Consider the following 15,275-nt stretch of genomic DNA (forward strand, 5'->3'; position numbering starts at 1 on the left):
AGACGGGATGAGCAGCGTGGAGGGGCCCCTGGAGGGCGTGCTGCAGCGACAGGTCGTCGCCGTGGTCCCGGCCAAGGACGAGGAGGCGCGCGTCGGGGCGACGATCGCCGGGCTGCGGCAGCTCCCCGCGGTCGGCGCGATCGTCGTCGTGGACGACGGGTCCGTGGACCAGACGGCGCACGTCGCGGAGTGGGCCGGCGGCGTCGAGGTGGTCCGGCACGAGCGCAACCGGGGCAAGGCGGCGGCGCTCACCACCGGGGCGGCGCGGGCGCACGAGCTCATGCCCGGCGCCCCGCTGCTCTTCGTCGACGCGACCTCGAGGGGTCGGCGGCCGGCCTCGGACCGATCATCACGCCGGTGATCACCGGGCAGGCCGACATGACGATCGCCGTGCTGCCGCCTCAGCAGGGGGCGGCAGGGCTGGGGCTGGTCGTCCGCACCGCCGCCGCGGGCATCGCCAGGCTCACCGGCTGGGAGCCTTCGCAACCTCTGTCCGGCCAGCGGTGCATCACCCGCGAGGCACTCATCGATGCCACGCCGCTCGCCCGCGGCTGGGGAGTCGAGGTCGGTCTCACGGTCGACGTCGTCCGGGCGGGAGGCCGGGTGCTGGAGGTGCCCTGCGAGGTGCGGCACCGCGCCACGGGCCGCGACATGGCCTCGCAGATGCACCGGGCCCGCCAGCTCGCCGACGTCTCGCTCGCGCTGGCCGAGCGCTCCGGCGTGCCGGACAAGGTGCGCGACGGCGGGCTCGAGGGCAGCCGCATCGTGCGGGAGCAGGGGTCGCGCCTGGCGCAGACGGCACGCGAGAAGGGTGTCCCGGCGGCCAGGCGGGCGGCCGAGCAGGTCAGCGACCAGGTGCAGCGGCACGGTCGTCCGCTGCTGGACCGGGCTCGTGCGGAGTGGCGCCGCCGCCAGCCACCTCAGGGCTGAGCGCGAGGACCACCGCGCCCGCGGGCAGGAGCACGGCGAGGCAGAGGGCGACCGCCGCGATCCCGGAGTCGTTGAGCACCCAGGCCACGGTCATACCCACCACCGCTGCGGCGGCGACCGGGGCCACCCCGGCGTGCGTCCACAACGGGAGGGACCACGCCGGCCGGTGCACCAGCAGGACCGCCAGCCCGACCAGCGCGAGGACCGCGAGCCAGGACAGCGGATAGCTGACCAGGATGCCGACGCTCTGCTCCAGCTTGCGGGTGACGATGCCCCAGGCCTGACCGTCGAGGACGGCCTGCACGAAGGCGCCGAGGTGCGTGCGGCGCTCCGGCCCGCGCAGCCAGTCCAGGACCATCGCCAGCGCCGCCAGCACGGCGGCCCCACCGGCTACCAGCAGGAGCGAGCGCGGGGTCCACCGGACCCCGAGGGCGGCCAGGAGCACCAGCCCGGTGACGACCGCGGTGGCCGGCACGCTGCCGAAGTCGGCACCGGCCTGCGGGGCGGCACCCAGGACGAGCGCGCCGCCCCCGAGCAGCGCCACTGCGAGCGCCGCCCCACGGCGCGTCAGCCAGGTGAGCGTTGCCGCCATGAGGACGAGCACCGAGCCGAGCAGGATGCCGTAGCCGACGTTGCCCTGGCCGTAGAACCGGCCGGCGGTCACCGGTTGCAGCCCCAGGACACCGACGAGCCCGAGGCGGGAGGACCACAGCGTGTCGATCCCCAGGACGACGAGGGTGAGGGTGGCGACCACGGCGGGCGGAGCCAGCGGGGATCTCTGGGCGCCCGGCACACCTCGGGCGAGCAGCGCGAGGAGGCTGGCGGCGCCGAGGACGAGGGCGACGAGCGTGGGCCACGGCTGCTCGGCCCGCCACCACGGGGCGAGACCGGCCAGGAAGGTGCCTGCCGGCAGGGCCATGACCACCAGGCGCTGCCGGTGAGCAGGCCGGGCGCGTGGTCGGGTCCCCACCGCCGGACGGCCGCGCCGAGGGCCACGAGCGGGAGCAGGATCACAGCCAGGGCGCCGAGGGTCCAGGGCGCGAGCCGATGGGCGTCGCTGACGGCGTCGGCGAGGTCTGCGGCAGCGGTGGCGGGCTCATCGTCCTGCCGCTGGACCTCGGCCACCTGCGCGCCGGGGAGGTCGTCGGTGCCGGGCTCGAAGCCGGCCAGCTGCAGCAGCGTCGGCGTGAGGTCGACGAGTTGCACCAGGCCGGCCTGACGGGCGGAGCCCGAGGTGAGCAAGGACGGGGTGGCTCCGTCGGAGGTGGGCGCGACGATCAGTGTCTGGGCACGCGCGTCCGTCGCGGTCTGGCCCATGCCGCTGACGACGAGGATGCCGTCTCGCCGCTCGACCTCGTCGACGAGATCGGCCAGCGCGGCGTCGAGGTCGGCCAGCATCTCCGACCGGTCGCTCTCGTAGACCGCCGTGGCCGCGACGAGCTGGATCCGGCAGTCGGGGTCGAGCGCGGGGCGGGCGAGCAGTCCGGCGGTGTCGGTGTCCAGCACCGGTGGACCTCCGGGCCCGGGCTCTGCGGTGAGGCCGTGCGTGGTGACGCACGTGCCCGCCGCGCGCGCCGGCGCGGTCAGCGCGGAGAGATCCGGCTCGCGGGCCCCCGCGCCGTCCCACACCGGTGTGGCGTCGACTCCGCAGCCGAGCGCCTCGCGATCGGTGCGGGTCCCGACCCCCACGGTGAGCCAGGCGTCGGCGGTGCACGTGACCTCGTCCGGGCCGCGGAGCACCAGCGCGGCCGACCCGCCCTGCTCCGCGAGCCGGTGCAGCGTCGGCGTGGAGTCGCCGACGAGGTCCCAGGTCAGGCCGGGGATGCCCACGAGCACCACCGGTCCGCCGCTCGCTTCCGGCAGCGGACGGGTCCCGGGCGCCTGGGCCGGGGCGACCCCCGCCACCACGGCCAGCGCCGCCAGGCACCAGGAGCCGAGCACGGTGAGGACGAGGGTCCACCCCAGGGCTCGCCGTCCCATGCCTCACCTCCGGGTGCATGGTCGCACGACGGCCTGCACGAGCGATGACCTGCGCGGACGTACGCGTGTGCCTCCTGTGGTGCGTCCCCGTGCGTCCCACGCGTGCTCGGGGGCACGCCTGTGACGCACGCTGCTGCACAGGCGTGCTCGAGGTGCGGGTCGGGTGACCAGAGTGCTCGGTATGCCCGGCGTCGCGGAGGTGGGGGAGCGCATACCCTGAGCGCGTGGACCTCGAGCTGCTCGCCTGGATCGCCGGTGGGGTCGCCGTGCTCGCCCTGCTGGTCGCGGCGATCGCCTGGCGGCGGCTGCGCGTGGTGGACCGCCGGCTGACGCAGCTGGTGGAGGCCGGCGCGCCGACCACGCCGGAGCGGGAGCGGATCGAGGCGCTCGAGGCCGAGCTCACGACGCTGCGCGGCGACCTCGCGCAGGCGCTGCGACACGTGGCCGTGGTCCGCTACGACGCCTTCGGCGACATGGGCGGGAGGATGAGCTTCTCCGCCGCCGTCGTCGACGACACCGGCGACGGCATGGTCATCAGCTCGATCCATGCTCGCGGCGAGAGCCGGACCTACGCCAAGGGCATCGTCGGCGGCGACTCCGAGATCGTGCTGACCCCGGAGGAGCGCCAGGCGCTCGACGCCGCCCGCACCGGCCGGGACGACTGACGCGTCGGACCGGAAGGGTGTCCGGTCGGGGGATCGACCGGACACCAGGGGTGTCGGGCCGGGGCGAGGGGCGGACCGGAGGGGTGTTCGGTCGGGGGAAAGGCGAAGGGGAGGTCAGGAGGGGCGGTGGAGCACGGCCCGGGAGGAGCTCGGCAGGTGCACGAGCAGGCTGCCCGGGTCGATCTGGACCCGGACCGCCAGGGCCGAGCCCAGCGGGTCCCCGTCGATCTCCAGCTCGACCGGCTTGTCCGAGACGATCCGGACCTCCTGGCCCTGGAAGTGGTCCACCCGCTTGTGGCCGATCTTGCGCCGGGTGCTGAGCTGGGCGATCGTCGCGGCCCAGCCCACGATGCCCTCGGGGGACAGGAGCACCGCGTCGATGGTCCCGTCGTCGGCGATGGCGTCCGGCAGCAGCTCCATCCCACCCTGCAGCTTGCCGACGTTGCCCACCATGACCGAGCGCACGCGACGGTGCGTGGGGTCGGCGCCGTCGAGCCGCAGGTCGATGGTGAACTGCGGGCCCTTGAGGTGCCGCAGTCCTGCCACGAGGTAGGCCATCCAGCCCACCCGCGCCTTGAGCTTCTCCGGCACCGAGGCCATCACCTCGGCGTCGAAGCCCAGCCCGGCCATGACCAGGAAGCGGTGCTCCTCGCGCACGTCCTCGTCGTCGCGCTGGTCCACGGCGTCGTCGAAGTCGACGTTGCGCGCGGGGTCGTCCTCGTCCTCCAGCCGGTCGGCGAGCTGGGCCGAGGTGGGCCGGATGAGCTCGAGCCGGCAGGTGTCGATGGGGGTGCTCGTGCCGTTGAGGGCCGCCTCGAGCGCCTCCTCCACGGAGTCGACGGGCAGGTCGAGGTTGCGCGCCAGCAGGTTGCCGGTGCCACCGGGCAGCAGGCCCATCGCCGTCCCCGTCCCGGCGAGCCCGGACCCGACGGTGCGCACCGTGCCGTCGCCCCCGAGCGGGCACACGACGTCGACGCCGGCCTCCAGCGCCTCCTGCGTCTGCCCCACCCCGGGATCCTCGGCCGTGGTCTCCAGCCACAGCGGCTCGTCCCATCCCAGTCGCTCGCAGACCCGCGTCACCCGGCCGCGGACGGCCTCGACGTCCCCGAACTTCGTCGGGTTCACGATGACCGCAGCGCGGCGCGAAGAAACCATGGGCCGAGGGTAACCGCGCGCCATTAGGCTTTGCCGCATGATCGACATCCGCGACCTGCGCGCCGACCCCGACCGTGTCCGCACCAGCCAGCAGGCTCGGGGCGAGGACTCGTCCGTGGTGGACCAGGTGCTGTCCGCGGACGAGACGCACCGCCGGGCGCTCGCCGAGTTCGAGACCGCCCGCGCCGAGCAGAAGCCTCGGCAAGAAGGTCGCGCAGGCCCAGGGCGCGGAGAAGCAGTCGCTGCTCGCGCAGGTCAAGGACCTGGCCGCCCGGGTGAAGTCGCTGGACGCGCAGGCGCAGGAGGCGGCCACCGCGCGCGAGGAGGGTATGCGCCGCATCGGCAACGTCGTCATGGACGGGGTGCCCGTCGGTGGCGAGGACGACTTCGTCACGCTCGAGCAGGTCGGCACCCCGCGCGACTTCGCGGCCGAGGGCTTCGAGCCCCGCGACCACCTCGCGCTCGGCGAGGCCCTCGGGGCCATCGACATGGCCCGGGGGGCGAAGGTCTCCGGCGCTCGGTTCTACTATCTTCTCGGCGACGGGGCGCGGCTGGAGCAGGCGCTCATGGGCCTGGCCCAGCAGGTCGCGCAGGAGGAGGGCTTCACCCCCGCGATCGTCCCCAACCTCGTCCGTCCGGAGACGATGGCCGGCGCCGGCTTCCTCGACGCCCACGCCGACGAGGTCTACCGCCTCGAGGCCGACGACCTCTACCTCATCGGCACCTCGGAGGTGGCGCTCGCCGGGCTGCACGCCGACGAGATCCTCGACCTCTCTGACGGACCGCTGCGGTATGCCGCGACCTCCACCTGCTACCGCCGCGAGGCCGGGTCCTACGGCAAGGACACCAAGGGCATCTTCCGGGTGCACCAGTTCACCAAGACCGAGATGTTCGTCTACTGCCGGGTCGAGGACGCCGTCGCCGAGCACGAGAACCTGCTCCGGATCGAGCGGCGCCTGCTGGACGCCCTCGAGCTGCCCTACCGGGTGATCGACGTCGCCGCGGGCGACCTCGGCGGGCCGGCGGCCCGCAAGTTCGACTGCGAGGCCTGGGTGCCGACGCAGGGGAAGTACCGCGAGCTCACCTCGACCTCCAACTGCACGACCTTCCAGGCCCGGCGCCTCGGCATACGGGAGCGAGACCCGCACGGCTCGGGCACCCGCGCCGTCGCCACCCTCAACGGCACGGTCGCCACGAGCACCCGGCCGATCGTCGCGCTGCTGGAGAACCACCAGCAGGCCGACGGCAGCGTCCGGGTGCCCGAGGCGCTGCGCCCCTTCCTCGGCGGTATGGAGTCGCTCACCCCGCGCGGGTGACCTCGGCCTGGGCCCGGCCGGGATCTCCGCCGTTTGGCGGAGGCGCGGCAGCGCCGCGCCTGCCTAGGCTGGTGCCGTGGTGACGCGTGAGCGAGGGACGGGACGGCCGTGATCCGGGCGGTGGAGGTCTGGTTCGGGGTCGACGAGCGCTGGGTGCGCCCGGCCCCCGGCCCCGGCGAGCTGCGCACCGACGTCCGGTGGGCGCTGGTGGCGCTGCTGACGATCGTGGCGTCCCAGGAGCTCACCCGGTCGATGGGGCTGCTGCAGGACGAGCGCTACGGGCCGGTGTGGCAGTACGCCGGCATCCTCACCCTCTGCGCCATGGTCGTCGTGCGGCGCCGGCTGCCGGTGCTCGTCACGCTCGCGGCGGGCACCCACATGATCGTCATGTCCCTGGTCATGCCCATGACGATGTCGCAGCTGCCCACCCAGATGGCCTACTTCCTGCTCATCTTCTCCGGGATGGCCTGGGCGCGGAACCGGCGGGCCCTCGCCGGCGCGGTGGCCGTCGTCCTCGTGCTGCTGGTCCTGCTCTTCGCGTGGACGTATGCCCTCGGCTCGGGCATCGAGGACATCCGCCGCCACCTGGGGGAGTCGGACGTGGAGCAGGTGGGGCCGCTGCCGACCGTGCTCGCAGTGGTGCTCTTCTCCGTCCTCGGCAACACCATCTTCTTCGGCTTCGCCATCGGGCTGGGCCAGGTGCCTGGCGCGGGGCGATGCGGCAGGCCCAGGTGGAGGAGCAGGCAGCCACCATCCGGGCCCAGACAGCTCAGCTGACCGACCAGGCGGTGGTGGCCGAGCGGCTGCGGATCGCGCGCGAGCTGCACGACGTCGTCGCCCACCACGTCTCGGTCATGGGGGTGCAGGCAGCCGCCGCCCGGCGGGTCATGGAGCGCGACCCCGAGGCCGCGCGGGACTCGCTCACCGCGATCGAGCGGGCCGCCCGCGACGGGGTGGGCCAGATGCGGGACCTCCTGGGCACGCTGCGGGTCGCTGACGGTGACGCCGGCGCCGGGACGGGCGCCGCTGCCCAGGAGGGCGCCGACCGGGCACCGCAGCCGACGCTGGCGACCCTGCCCGACCTCGTCGACCAGGCCAGCACCCCGCTGTGCCAGGTCAGCGGCCAGGTGGTCGAGTCGGCACCGGGCGCGGCCGGCCGGGTCCCGCCGCCGCTGCAGCTGTCCGCCTACCGGATCGTGCAGGAGGCGCTGGCCAACGTGCGCCGTCACTCCACGGCCCGGACCGCCCGCGCCACCGTCCGGGTCGACGAGGACGCCCAGACCGTCGAGGTGGAGGTCGTCGACGACGGGTCCCCCCGGGTCGGCACGTCCGGCACCGGGCTCGGGCTGCAGGGGATGCGCGAGCGGGCCGCCTTACTGGGTGGTGGGGTCGAGGCGGGGCCCCGGGCCGGCGGCCAGGGCTGGCGGGTGCGGGTGTGGCTGCCGCTGGACGGGCGCGGCCCAGGCTCCCGCCTGGTCTCCGCGGGCACCGCTGCCCCCGCAGGCACCGTTACCCCCGCAGGCACCCCTGCCCAGGCAGGCACCGCCGACCGCACCGCCCCCGTCGACACCTCCGCGGGGACGCCCCGGTGACCGGCACCCGGCTGCGGGTCCTTCTCGTCGACGACCAGCCGCTGCTCCTGCAGGGCTTCTCGATGATCCTGTCCACCGAGCCTGACGTCGAGGTGGTCGGCCGGGCCGGCAACGGGCTGGAGGCCGTCGCGTCGGTGGCCGCCTACCGGCCGGACGTCGTGCTCATGGACGTGCAGATGCCGGTGCTGGACGGCATCGAGGCGACGCGGCGCATCGTGGCCGAGCATCCGGAGGTCAAGGTCGTCATCCTCACCACCTTCGACCGCGACGACTACCTCTTCGACGCGCTGGAGGCGGGCGCCAGCGGTTTCCTGCTCAAGAACGCCGAGGCGGACGACCTCGTCGACGCGGTCCGGGCCGCGGCCGAGGGGCACGCCCTGCTCGCCCCCGAGGTGACGATGCGCGTCATCAGCCGGATGGCGACCGGTGACGGCCCACCGGCGGCGCTCGACCCCACGCCGGCCGACGGCGAGGCCCTGCCCGAGCTGACCGGTCGGGAGCGGGAGGTGCTGCGGATGATGGCCCGCGGCCTGTCGAACGCCGAGATCGCCGCCGAGGCCTTCGTCAGCGAGGCGACCGTGAAGACCCACGTCTCCAACGTCCTGGCCAAGCTCGTCGTGCGCGACCGGGTGCAGGCGGTCATCGCCGCCTATGAGGCCGGGCTCGTGCGGCCGGGCGAGGCAGGGACGGACCCCGCAGGCTGACCTCCTCCGCCCTGAGGATGAGGCGACAATCGGCGGCTCGGCTGATGCCGGGGACCGCCTCGCCGCCTAGCGTGGAGGCATACCGACCGGCCCGCGCACGCGGGAGCCGGCCCACCCCTTCGAGAGGACACGAGGTGCTGGAACTCGACAGCCTGACCCGGGCCTACGGCGACCACCTCGCCGTGGACGAGGTCAGCTTCACCGTGCCGCAGGGCCGCATGGTCGGCTTCGTCGGCGGCAACGGCGCCGGCAAGACGACGACGATGCGCATGGTCATGGGCGTGCTCGCCCCGAGCGCCGGGGAGGTGCGCTGGGACGGCTCGCCGCTGACCCGCGATGACCGGGTGCGCTTCGGCTACATGCCCGAGGAGCGCGGGCTCTACCCCAAGCAGCCGGTCCTCGCCCAGCTCACCTACCTCGGGCAGCTGCACGGCATGAGCGCCGACCAGGCGCGCGACCGCTCGCAGGACCTGCTCACACGCTTCGGCCTGGGCGAGCGGCTGAAGAGCAAGGTGGAGGAGCTCTCGCTCGGCAACCAGCAGCGGGCGCAGATCATCGCCTCGGTCCTCGGCGACCCCAAGCTGCTCGTGCTCGACGAGCCGTTCAGCGGGCTCGACCCGGCCGCGGTCGACCAGATGAGCGAGCTGCTGCGCGAGCACACGTCCTCCGGTGTCCCCGTGCTCTTCTCCTCCCACCAGCTCGACCTCGTGGACCGGCTGTGCGACTCCATCGTCGTGCTGCACGGCGGCAAGGTCGTCGCCGAGGGCAGCTCGGAGCAGCTGCGTGCCAGCGCCCCGCTGCGCTACCGCCTCACCATGGCCGGTGACACCGGCTGGGTGCGGGGTATGCCCGGGGTCGAGGTCATCGACCTCGACGGGCCGAGCGTGCTGGTCCAGCCGCAGGACGAGCAGGCGGCCGAGCGGCTGCTCGCCGACGCGGTGGGTCGCGGCACCGTCCGCGAGTTCAGCCGCATCCGCCCCACCCTGTCCGAGATCTACCGAGAGGTGGCCGTCGCATGAGCACCACGACCGCACCCTGGACCCTGGTCGCGGCACGCGAGATCCGGGTCAAGCTGACCGACAAGAACTTCCTCATCGGCACCGGCCTCACGCTCGTGCTGCTGCTCGCGGCGATGTTCGTGCCCGCGCTCATCGGCGGAGGCTCCGCCTCCTACGACGTCGCGGTGACCGACGACGCGGCCTCCGGTGTCGTCGCCCAGGCAGAGCAGTCGCTGCAGGCCACCGACGAGGAGGCCGAGATCACCCTGGTCGAGGTGGCAGACCGCGCCGCCGCGGAGACCACCGTGCAGGAGGGCGACGCCGACGCGGCACTGGTCGGCGAGCCCGGAGCCTGGGAGCTGCTGCACGAGGGCGGCGCGCCGACACAGCTCGACGGCGCGCTGACCGAGGCGGTCCGCACCACGGCCCTGGCGACCAATGCCGAGGCGGCCGGCACCTCGGTGGCCGACCTGACCTCCGGCAGCGAGCTCGCCCAGGTCGACCTCGCGGAGGAGGACGAGGGGGCGATGAGCGGCCCGCTGGCCTACGTCCTCGGCTTCGCCTTCGCCATGCTGTTCTACTTCGCCGCCCTGATGTTCGGCATGCAGATCGCCAACAGCGTGGTCGAGGAGAAGCAGTCCCGCATCATCGAGATCCTCGCCGCCAAGATCCCCACCCGGCAGCTGCTCATGGGCAAGGTGCTGGGCAACACGGTGCTGGCCTTCGGGCAGCTCGCGCTCATCACCGCCGTCAGCCTCGTCGGGCTGACCTTCGTCGACCTCGACGTCGCGCTGCCCGGACTCACCCAGGCCATCCTGTGGTACCTCCCGTTCTTCCTCGTCGGCTTCCTCGCGCTGGCCTGCGTCTGGGCGGCGGCCGGTGCGCTGGCGTCGCGGACCGAGGACCTGCAGCAGACGACGATGCCGCTGACGATGGTGCTCGTCGTGCTCTTCATCGTCGGGATCAACCTGGACGGGCGTTGGCAGCAGATCTTCTCCTTCGTCCCGGTCGCCTCGACCTTCGTCATGCCGGTCCGGATCATCGAGGGTGACACCGCGCTGTGGGAGCCGGCCCTCGCGCTGCTCCTGGCCCTCGCCTTCTGCGGGGTGACCATCGCGCTGGGGGCGCGGCTCTACGAGCGGGCGCTGCTGCACACCTCCGGCAGCCTGTCCTGGCGCAAGGCGATGTCGCTCCAGGACTGAGGGCATCGCTACGCTGGCGGCGTGACCAGCAGGAACGAGCACGCCGCCCCCACCGATCCCTCCTCGTCGCCGCTGCTCGTCGCGCTCGACGTCGACGGCACGATCGTGCATCACGACGGGCGTCTCTCGCCCCGGGTCACCGAGGCGGTCCGCGCGCTGGACGACCTGCCGCACGTGACCGTCGTGATCGCCACCGGGCGGTCGGTCATCTCGACCCTGCCGGTCATGGAGGCGCTGCGGCTCATGACGCCGGAGCGCCCCGCGGTCTGCTCCAACGGCGCGGTGACCGTGGCGGTCGCACCGGAGCAGGCCGAGGGCTTCGAGATCGTCGACCAGGTCACCTTCGACCCGGCCCCGGCCATCGCCCTCATCCGCACCCACCTCCCCACCGCGCTGATCGCGGTCGAGGAGATTGGGGTGGGCTTCAAGGTGAGCACCCCCTTCCCCGAGGGCGAGCTGTGGGGCGAGGAGATCGAGGTGCCGGTGGAGGAGCTCACCGCGCGGCCCGCGACCCGGGTGACCTTCCGCGAGCCCAACCTCACCACGGAGGACTTCACCTCCCTCGTGGAGCGGATCGGGCTGCACGGGGTGTCCTACGCCGTCGGCTACAGCGCCTGGCTCGACCTCGCGCCCGAGGGCGTGTCCAAGGCCTCCGCGCTGGAGCAGGTGCGGCGCCGCCTCGGGGTCGAGCCGCACCGCACCGTCGCGGTGGGGGACCAGCGCAACGACCTCGAGATGCTGCACTGGGCGGCTGTCGGGTATGCCATGGGCCAGGCGCCCGAGGAGGTCCTGCGGATCGCCGACCGCACCACCGGCGCCGTGGAGGAGGACGGCCTCGCCGACGCGCTCGCCGAGGTGCTGGACGAGCTCGCGTGAGCGATCCGCTCCTCATCACCTCGCCGGCCAACGCGCGGCTCAAGGCGGTTGCCGGGCTGCGGCGGCGCCGGGTGCGGGACCGGGAGCGGCGCACCCTCGTCGAGGGTCACGACGAGCTGAGCCTGGCGCTGGACGCGGGCGTGGTGCCGGAGCTGCTCCTGCTGTGCCCCGAGCTCGCACCCCCCGGTGCGGTGGCGGCGCTGACCGACCGGGTGGCCGGCGGGCCGACCGAGGTCGTCCACGCCACGCGCGCCGCCTTCGAGAAGACGGCCTACCGCGAGGGCCCTGACGGGGTGCTCGCGGTCGTGCAGGCCTCGTGGGGCGGACCCGGGGACCTGACGCTGCCCCCGGACGCGCTCGTGCTCGTCGGCGAGGGCATCGAGAAGCCCGGCAACCTCGGCGCCATGCTGCGCACCGCTGACGCCGCCGGGGTGGACGCGGTCCTCGCGGCCGACCCGGTGACCGACTGGGGCAACCCCAACACCGTGCGCGCCTCCAAGGGCACCGTCTTCTCGGTCCCGGTCGCCGCGGACGGGACCACGGCGACGCTGGACTGGTTGGAGGGCCACGGCATACCGGTCGTCGCGGCGACACCGGAGGCCGACCTGGCGCACACCGAGGTCGACTACCGCGGGCCGGTGGCGATCGCCGTGGGGACGGAGCAGACCGGGCTCACCGACGAGGTGCTGCGGCGCGCGGCATACCGGGTGCGGATCCCGATGGTGGGGCGCGCGAACTCGCTCAACGTCGCCACCTCCGCGGCGATCCTCGTCTACGAGGCGGTCCGGCAGCGGGGCTGAGGCGCTGACAGCCGGGGATCAGGCGTGTGCCACGATGAGGGTCATGCGGATCGACCACGTGAGTTATGCGGCTGGACCGGAGGGACTGCAGGCCACGGCGGAGCGCCTGGCGGAGCAGCTCGGGGTCAGCCCGCACGACGGCGGGGTGCACCCGCGGTTCGGCACCCGCAACGTGGTCATCCCGCTCGCCGACGAGCGCTACGTCGAGGTCGTCGAGGTGCTCGACCACCCTGCCTCCGACAAGGCACCCTTCGGGCAGGCCGTGCGTGCCCGCTCCGAGAACGGCGGCGGCTGGATGGCGTGGGTGGTCGCGGTCGAGGACCTCTCCGTGGTCGAGGAGCGGCTCGGTCGGCCGTCGGTGGAGGGGCACCGGCACACGCCGGAGGGCGTCGAGCTGCAGTGGCGTCAGATCGGGGTGCTCAACGTCATCGACAACGGCAACCGGCCGTTCTTCGTGCGCTGGGAGTCGGCGCCGGAGCACCACCCCTCCCGGCTGGAGGAGAGCACGACCCGCCTGACCGGCCTGACCGTCGGCGGCGACGTGCCCGAGGTCCGCGACTGGCTCGGGCTCGCCGACGCGCCGCAGGGCGAGTTCGAGAGCGACATCGAGTTCGGCTTCCTCGAGGACGACGACTGCCCGTGCCTCACCGAGGTCACCTTCTCCACGCCGCAGGGCAGCGTCACCATCTGACCTCCCGGCTGCTGCGGCCCCACGGCCTGCCGCCACGCATACCTGTGCAGGAGCGTGTGTCGCAGGCGTCGTCAGGACGACGGATGTGACACACGCTCAGGCACCACCGTGCCCTCAGGCGCGTCCGAAGCCCCGCAGCCGCAGGCTGTTGAGCACGACCAGCACCGAGGACAGCGCCATCGCGCCACCGGCGATCACCGGGGTCAGCAGGCCGAAGGCCGCGAGCGGGATGGCCAGCGTGTTGTAGCCGAAGGCCCACACGAGGTTCTGCTTGATGACCGTCAGGGTCTGCCGGGACAGGCCGATGGCGTCGGCGACGGTGTCGACGTCCGCGCGCATGAGGACGATGTCGGCGGACTCGGCGGCGACGTCGGTGCCCGAGCCCATCGCCATGCCCAGGTCGGCCTGCGCCAGCGCCGCCGCGTCGTTGACGCCGTCACCGACCATGGCCACGACGCGACCCTGCTCCTGCAGCGTCCGGACGTGGGCGAACTTGTCCTGCGGCAGCACCTCGGCGGTGACGTTCGCCGGGTCGATGCCCACCTGTTCGGCGACGGCGGCGGCGGTGCGCGGGTTGTCACCCGTGAGCAGGTATGGCGTGAGGCCCAGGTCGCGCAGCCGCTGCACCGCCTGCGGGGAGGACTCGCGGGCGGTGTCGGCGACCGTGATGAGGGCTCGGGCCGTGCCGTCCCAGCCGACGAGCACGGCCGTGCCGTCGGCGCGCTCCATCGCCTCGACGAGCACCTCGGGGACGACCTCGAAGAGGCTCGCACGCCCCACCGTCACGACGGTGTCCTTGAGCGTGGCACGGACGCCCTCGCCGGGCAGGTTGGTGAAGTCCTCGGCGGTGACGAGGGTGACCCCGCGCTCGCGGGCGCCGGCGACGATCGCCGCGGCCACCGGGTGCTCGCTGCCGGCCTCGACGCTCGCGGCGGCCTTGAGGGTCGCGTGCTCCGGGAGGGACCCAGCGGTGACGACGTCGGTCAGGACCGGGTGGCCCGTGGTCAGGGTCCCGGTCTTGTCGAGCACGACGGTGTCGACGCGACGGGTGGACTCCAGGATCTGCGGGCCCTTGATGAGGATGCCGAGCTGCGCCCCGCGCCCGGTCCCGGTGAGCAGCGCGGTCGGCGTCGCCAGGCCCAGCGCGCACGGGCAGGCGATGATGAGCACCGCCACGGCGGCGGCCAGGCCCTGGGTGAACCCCTGCCCGGTGGCGAGCCACAGCAGCAGCGTCACCGCGGCGATGACGAGCACGGCGGGCACGAAGACCGCCGAGATTCGGTCCGCCAGCCGCTGCACCGGCGCCTTGCCGGTCTGCGCCTGCTCCACGAGGTCGGTGATCCGCGCCAGGGTGGTCTCCGACCCGACCCGGCTGGCCCGGACGATGAGCCGGCCGTGACCGTTGACCGTCGCGCCGGTGACCTGGTCCTGCGGTCCCACCTCCACCGGCATCGACTCGCCGGTGACCATCGAGGCGTCGATGGTGGAGCGGCCGGAGAGGATGACGCCGTCGGTGGCGACCTTCTCGCCCGGGCGCACGACGAAGCGGTCGCCGACGACGAGCTCCTCGATCGGGACGCGGTGCTCGCTGGTCGCCATCGCGCCCGTGCCGGCGTCCTGGCGCAGCACCGCCACGTCCTTGGCGCCGAGCTCCATGAGCGAGGTGAGGGCCGAGCGCCCCTGCGCCTTGGCCCGCGCCTCGATGTAGCGGCCGATGAGCAGGAAGGCCGTGACCACGGCGACGACCTCGAAGTAGAGGTCGTGGGTGAAGCCGGTGAACAGCGCGACCACCGACCAGCCCATCGCGGCCGTCGTGCCGACGGAGACGAGGGTGTCCATCGTCGAGGCGCCGTGGCGGGCGTTGATCGCCGCGGCGCGGTGGAAGGGCCACGCGGCCCAGAGGTAGACCGGCAGGGTCAGGAGGAACTGCGCCCAGTGCCCGGCCGTGCCGGCGGCCTCCCGGACCGGCGGCACCATGTGCAGCACCGCCACGACGAGGGCGAGCGCGGCCGCGACGACCATCCGCAGCCGCAGCGAGCCCTGTCGGACCACGTCGTGGGTCATCGCCGGCGCCCGACCCGGGCCGGTGGCGTCCTCGACGAGGGGAGTGGCGCCATACCCTGTCTTCTCGACGACGCCCACGATGTCGGTGACGGAGAGGGCGGACGGGAAGGTGACGCTCGCCTTCTCGGTGGCGAGGTTGACGCTGGCCTGGACGCCGTCGACCTTGTTGAGCTTGCGCTCGATCCGCGCCGAGCACGACGCGCAGGTCATCCCGCTGATCGCGAGGTCGACGTGCTGCGTCTCGCCGGGGGCGTCGGTGGTGGTGCTCATCTCAGGTCTCTCCTGCATCTCCCTGACCGGGC

General features: G+C 73.7%; 15 protein-coding genes and 1 pseudogene. 12 read left to right on the forward strand and 4 right to left on the reverse strand.

Annotated elements, in window-relative coordinates; all coding sequences use genetic code 11:
• Positions 1-7 precede the first annotated feature (7 nt).
• The gene (locus tag BJF80_RS19720) at positions 8-361 is read left to right on the forward strand and encodes a glycosyltransferase family 2 protein (protein WP_075811730.1); all 354 of its coding nucleotides are present in this window, start codon (positions 8-10) and stop codon (positions 359-361) included.
• Positions 358-930, forward strand: coding sequence for a glycosyltransferase family protein (locus BJF80_RS19725; protein ID WP_075811732.1), 573 nt, complete (start codon positions 358-360; stop codon positions 928-930). Before BJF80_RS19720 ends, BJF80_RS19725 begins: the two co-directional genes overlap by 4 nt.
• Here the strand turns inward: BJF80_RS19725 and BJF80_RS04805 are convergent.
• A complete protein-coding gene (locus BJF80_RS04805; protein ID WP_075811734.1) occupies positions 845-1,684 on the reverse strand; it encodes a hypothetical protein in 840 nt (279 codons plus the stop codon). The two genes, BJF80_RS19725 and BJF80_RS04805, sit on opposite strands and share 86 nt — an antisense overlap.
• Positions 1,591-2,910: a hypothetical protein gene (locus tag BJF80_RS04810; protein WP_075811736.1), complete on the reverse strand. Its 1,320-nt coding sequence runs from the start codon at positions 2,908-2,910 to the stop codon at positions 1,591-1,593. The genes BJF80_RS04805 and BJF80_RS04810 overlap by 94 nt, the downstream gene beginning before the upstream one ends.
• 224 nt (positions 2,911-3,134) lie before the next feature.
• Between BJF80_RS04810 and BJF80_RS04815 the strand changes: the two genes are divergently transcribed.
• Entirely contained in the window at positions 3,135-3,575 is a 441-nt protein-coding gene (locus BJF80_RS04815) for a DUF4446 family protein (RefSeq protein WP_022923291.1), read from the forward strand.
• A 114-nt stretch (positions 3,576-3,689) separates the two neighbouring features.
• Here BJF80_RS04815 and BJF80_RS04820 read toward each other — a convergent pair whose 3' ends face one another.
• Entirely contained in the window at positions 3,690-4,730 is a 1,041-nt protein-coding gene (locus BJF80_RS04820; protein WP_075811738.1) for a diacylglycerol/lipid kinase family protein, read from the reverse strand.
• A 37-nt stretch (positions 4,731-4,767) separates the two neighbouring features.
• Here BJF80_RS04820 and serS point away from each other — a divergent pair.
• The 9 genes and pseudogenes from serS (at position 4,768) to BJF80_RS04865 (ending at position 12,909) form a co-directional block, all read left to right on the forward strand.
• Positions 4,768-6,046: pseudogene (gene serS / locus BJF80_RS04825) on the forward strand (serine--tRNA ligase).
• A gap of 108 nt (positions 6,047-6,154) precedes the next feature.
• Complete coding sequence (locus tag BJF80_RS04830; protein ID WP_075811740.1) at positions 6,155-6,823, forward strand: hypothetical protein; 669 nt, start codon at positions 6,155-6,157, stop codon at positions 6,821-6,823.
• Positions 6,763-7,638 carry a sensor histidine kinase gene (locus BJF80_RS04835; protein WP_075811742.1) on the forward strand — a complete coding sequence of 292 codons (876 nt, stop codon included), beginning with the start codon at positions 6,763-6,765 and terminating at the stop codon, positions 7,636-7,638. The genes BJF80_RS04830 and BJF80_RS04835 overlap by 61 nt, the downstream gene beginning before the upstream one ends.
• Positions 7,635-8,342, forward strand: coding sequence for a response regulator transcription factor (locus tag BJF80_RS04840; protein ID WP_075811744.1), 708 nt, complete (start codon positions 7,635-7,637; stop codon positions 8,340-8,342). The genes BJF80_RS04835 and BJF80_RS04840 overlap by 4 nt, the downstream gene beginning before the upstream one ends.
• 134 nt (positions 8,343-8,476) lie before the next feature.
• Entirely contained in the window at positions 8,477-9,361 is an 885-nt protein-coding gene (locus BJF80_RS04845) for an ABC transporter ATP-binding protein (RefSeq protein WP_075811746.1), read from the forward strand.
• Positions 9,358-10,542 carry an ABC transporter permease gene (locus BJF80_RS04850; RefSeq protein ID WP_075811748.1) on the forward strand — a complete coding sequence of 395 codons (1,185 nt, stop codon included), beginning with the start codon at positions 9,358-9,360 and terminating at the stop codon, positions 10,540-10,542. Before BJF80_RS04845 ends, BJF80_RS04850 begins: the two co-directional genes overlap by 4 nt.
• Positions 10,543-10,563: 21 nt before the next feature.
• Positions 10,564-11,418: an HAD family hydrolase gene (locus BJF80_RS04855; RefSeq protein ID WP_075811750.1), complete on the forward strand. Its 855-nt coding sequence runs from the start codon at positions 10,564-10,566 to the stop codon at positions 11,416-11,418.
• Positions 11,415-12,218 (forward strand): RNA methyltransferase, encoded by an 804-nt coding sequence (locus tag BJF80_RS04860; protein WP_075811752.1) that lies wholly within the window; start codon positions 11,415-11,417, stop codon positions 12,216-12,218. The genes BJF80_RS04855 and BJF80_RS04860 overlap by 4 nt, the downstream gene beginning before the upstream one ends.
• Positions 12,219-12,261: 43 nt before the next feature.
• Complete coding sequence (locus tag BJF80_RS04865; protein ID WP_075811754.1) at positions 12,262-12,909, forward strand: VOC family protein; 648 nt, start codon at positions 12,262-12,264, stop codon at positions 12,907-12,909.
• A gap of 114 nt (positions 12,910-13,023) precedes the next feature.
• Here BJF80_RS04865 and BJF80_RS04870 read toward each other — a convergent pair whose 3' ends face one another.
• Positions 13,024-15,243, reverse strand: coding sequence for a heavy metal translocating P-type ATPase (locus BJF80_RS04870; RefSeq protein WP_075811756.1), 2,220 nt, complete (start codon positions 15,241-15,243; stop codon positions 13,024-13,026).
• Positions 15,244-15,275: the final 32 nt, after the last annotated feature.

This window comes from Serinicoccus sp. CUA-874, from assembly GCF_001942225.1.
GTDB lineage: Bacteria > Actinomycetota > Actinomycetes > Actinomycetales > Dermatophilaceae > Ornithinicoccus > Ornithinicoccus marinus.

Coding starts and splice junctions, on each gene's coding strand:
- BJF80_RS19720 (WP_075811730.1), top strand. CDS start 8: ATGAGCAGCGTGGAGGGGCCCCTGGAGGGCGTGCTGCAGCGACAGGTC.
- BJF80_RS04810 (WP_075811736.1), bottom strand. CDS start 2,910: ATGGGACGGCGAGCCCTGGGGTGGACCCTCGTCCTCACCGTGCTCGGC.
- BJF80_RS04820 (WP_075811738.1), bottom strand. CDS start 4,730: ATGGTTTCTTCGCGCCGCGCTGCGGTCATCGTGAACCCGACGAAGTTC.
- BJF80_RS04835 (WP_075811742.1), top strand. CDS start 6,763: ATGCGGCAGGCCCAGGTGGAGGAGCAGGCAGCCACCATCCGGGCCCAG.
- BJF80_RS04850 (WP_075811748.1), top strand. CDS start 9,358: ATGAGCACCACGACCGCACCCTGGACCCTGGTCGCGGCACGCGAGATC.
- BJF80_RS04865 (WP_075811754.1), top strand. CDS start 12,262: ATGCGGATCGACCACGTGAGTTATGCGGCTGGACCGGAGGGACTGCAG.
- BJF80_RS04870 (WP_075811756.1), bottom strand. CDS start 15,243: ATGAGCACCACCACCGACGCCCCCGGCGAGACGCAGCACGTCGACCTC.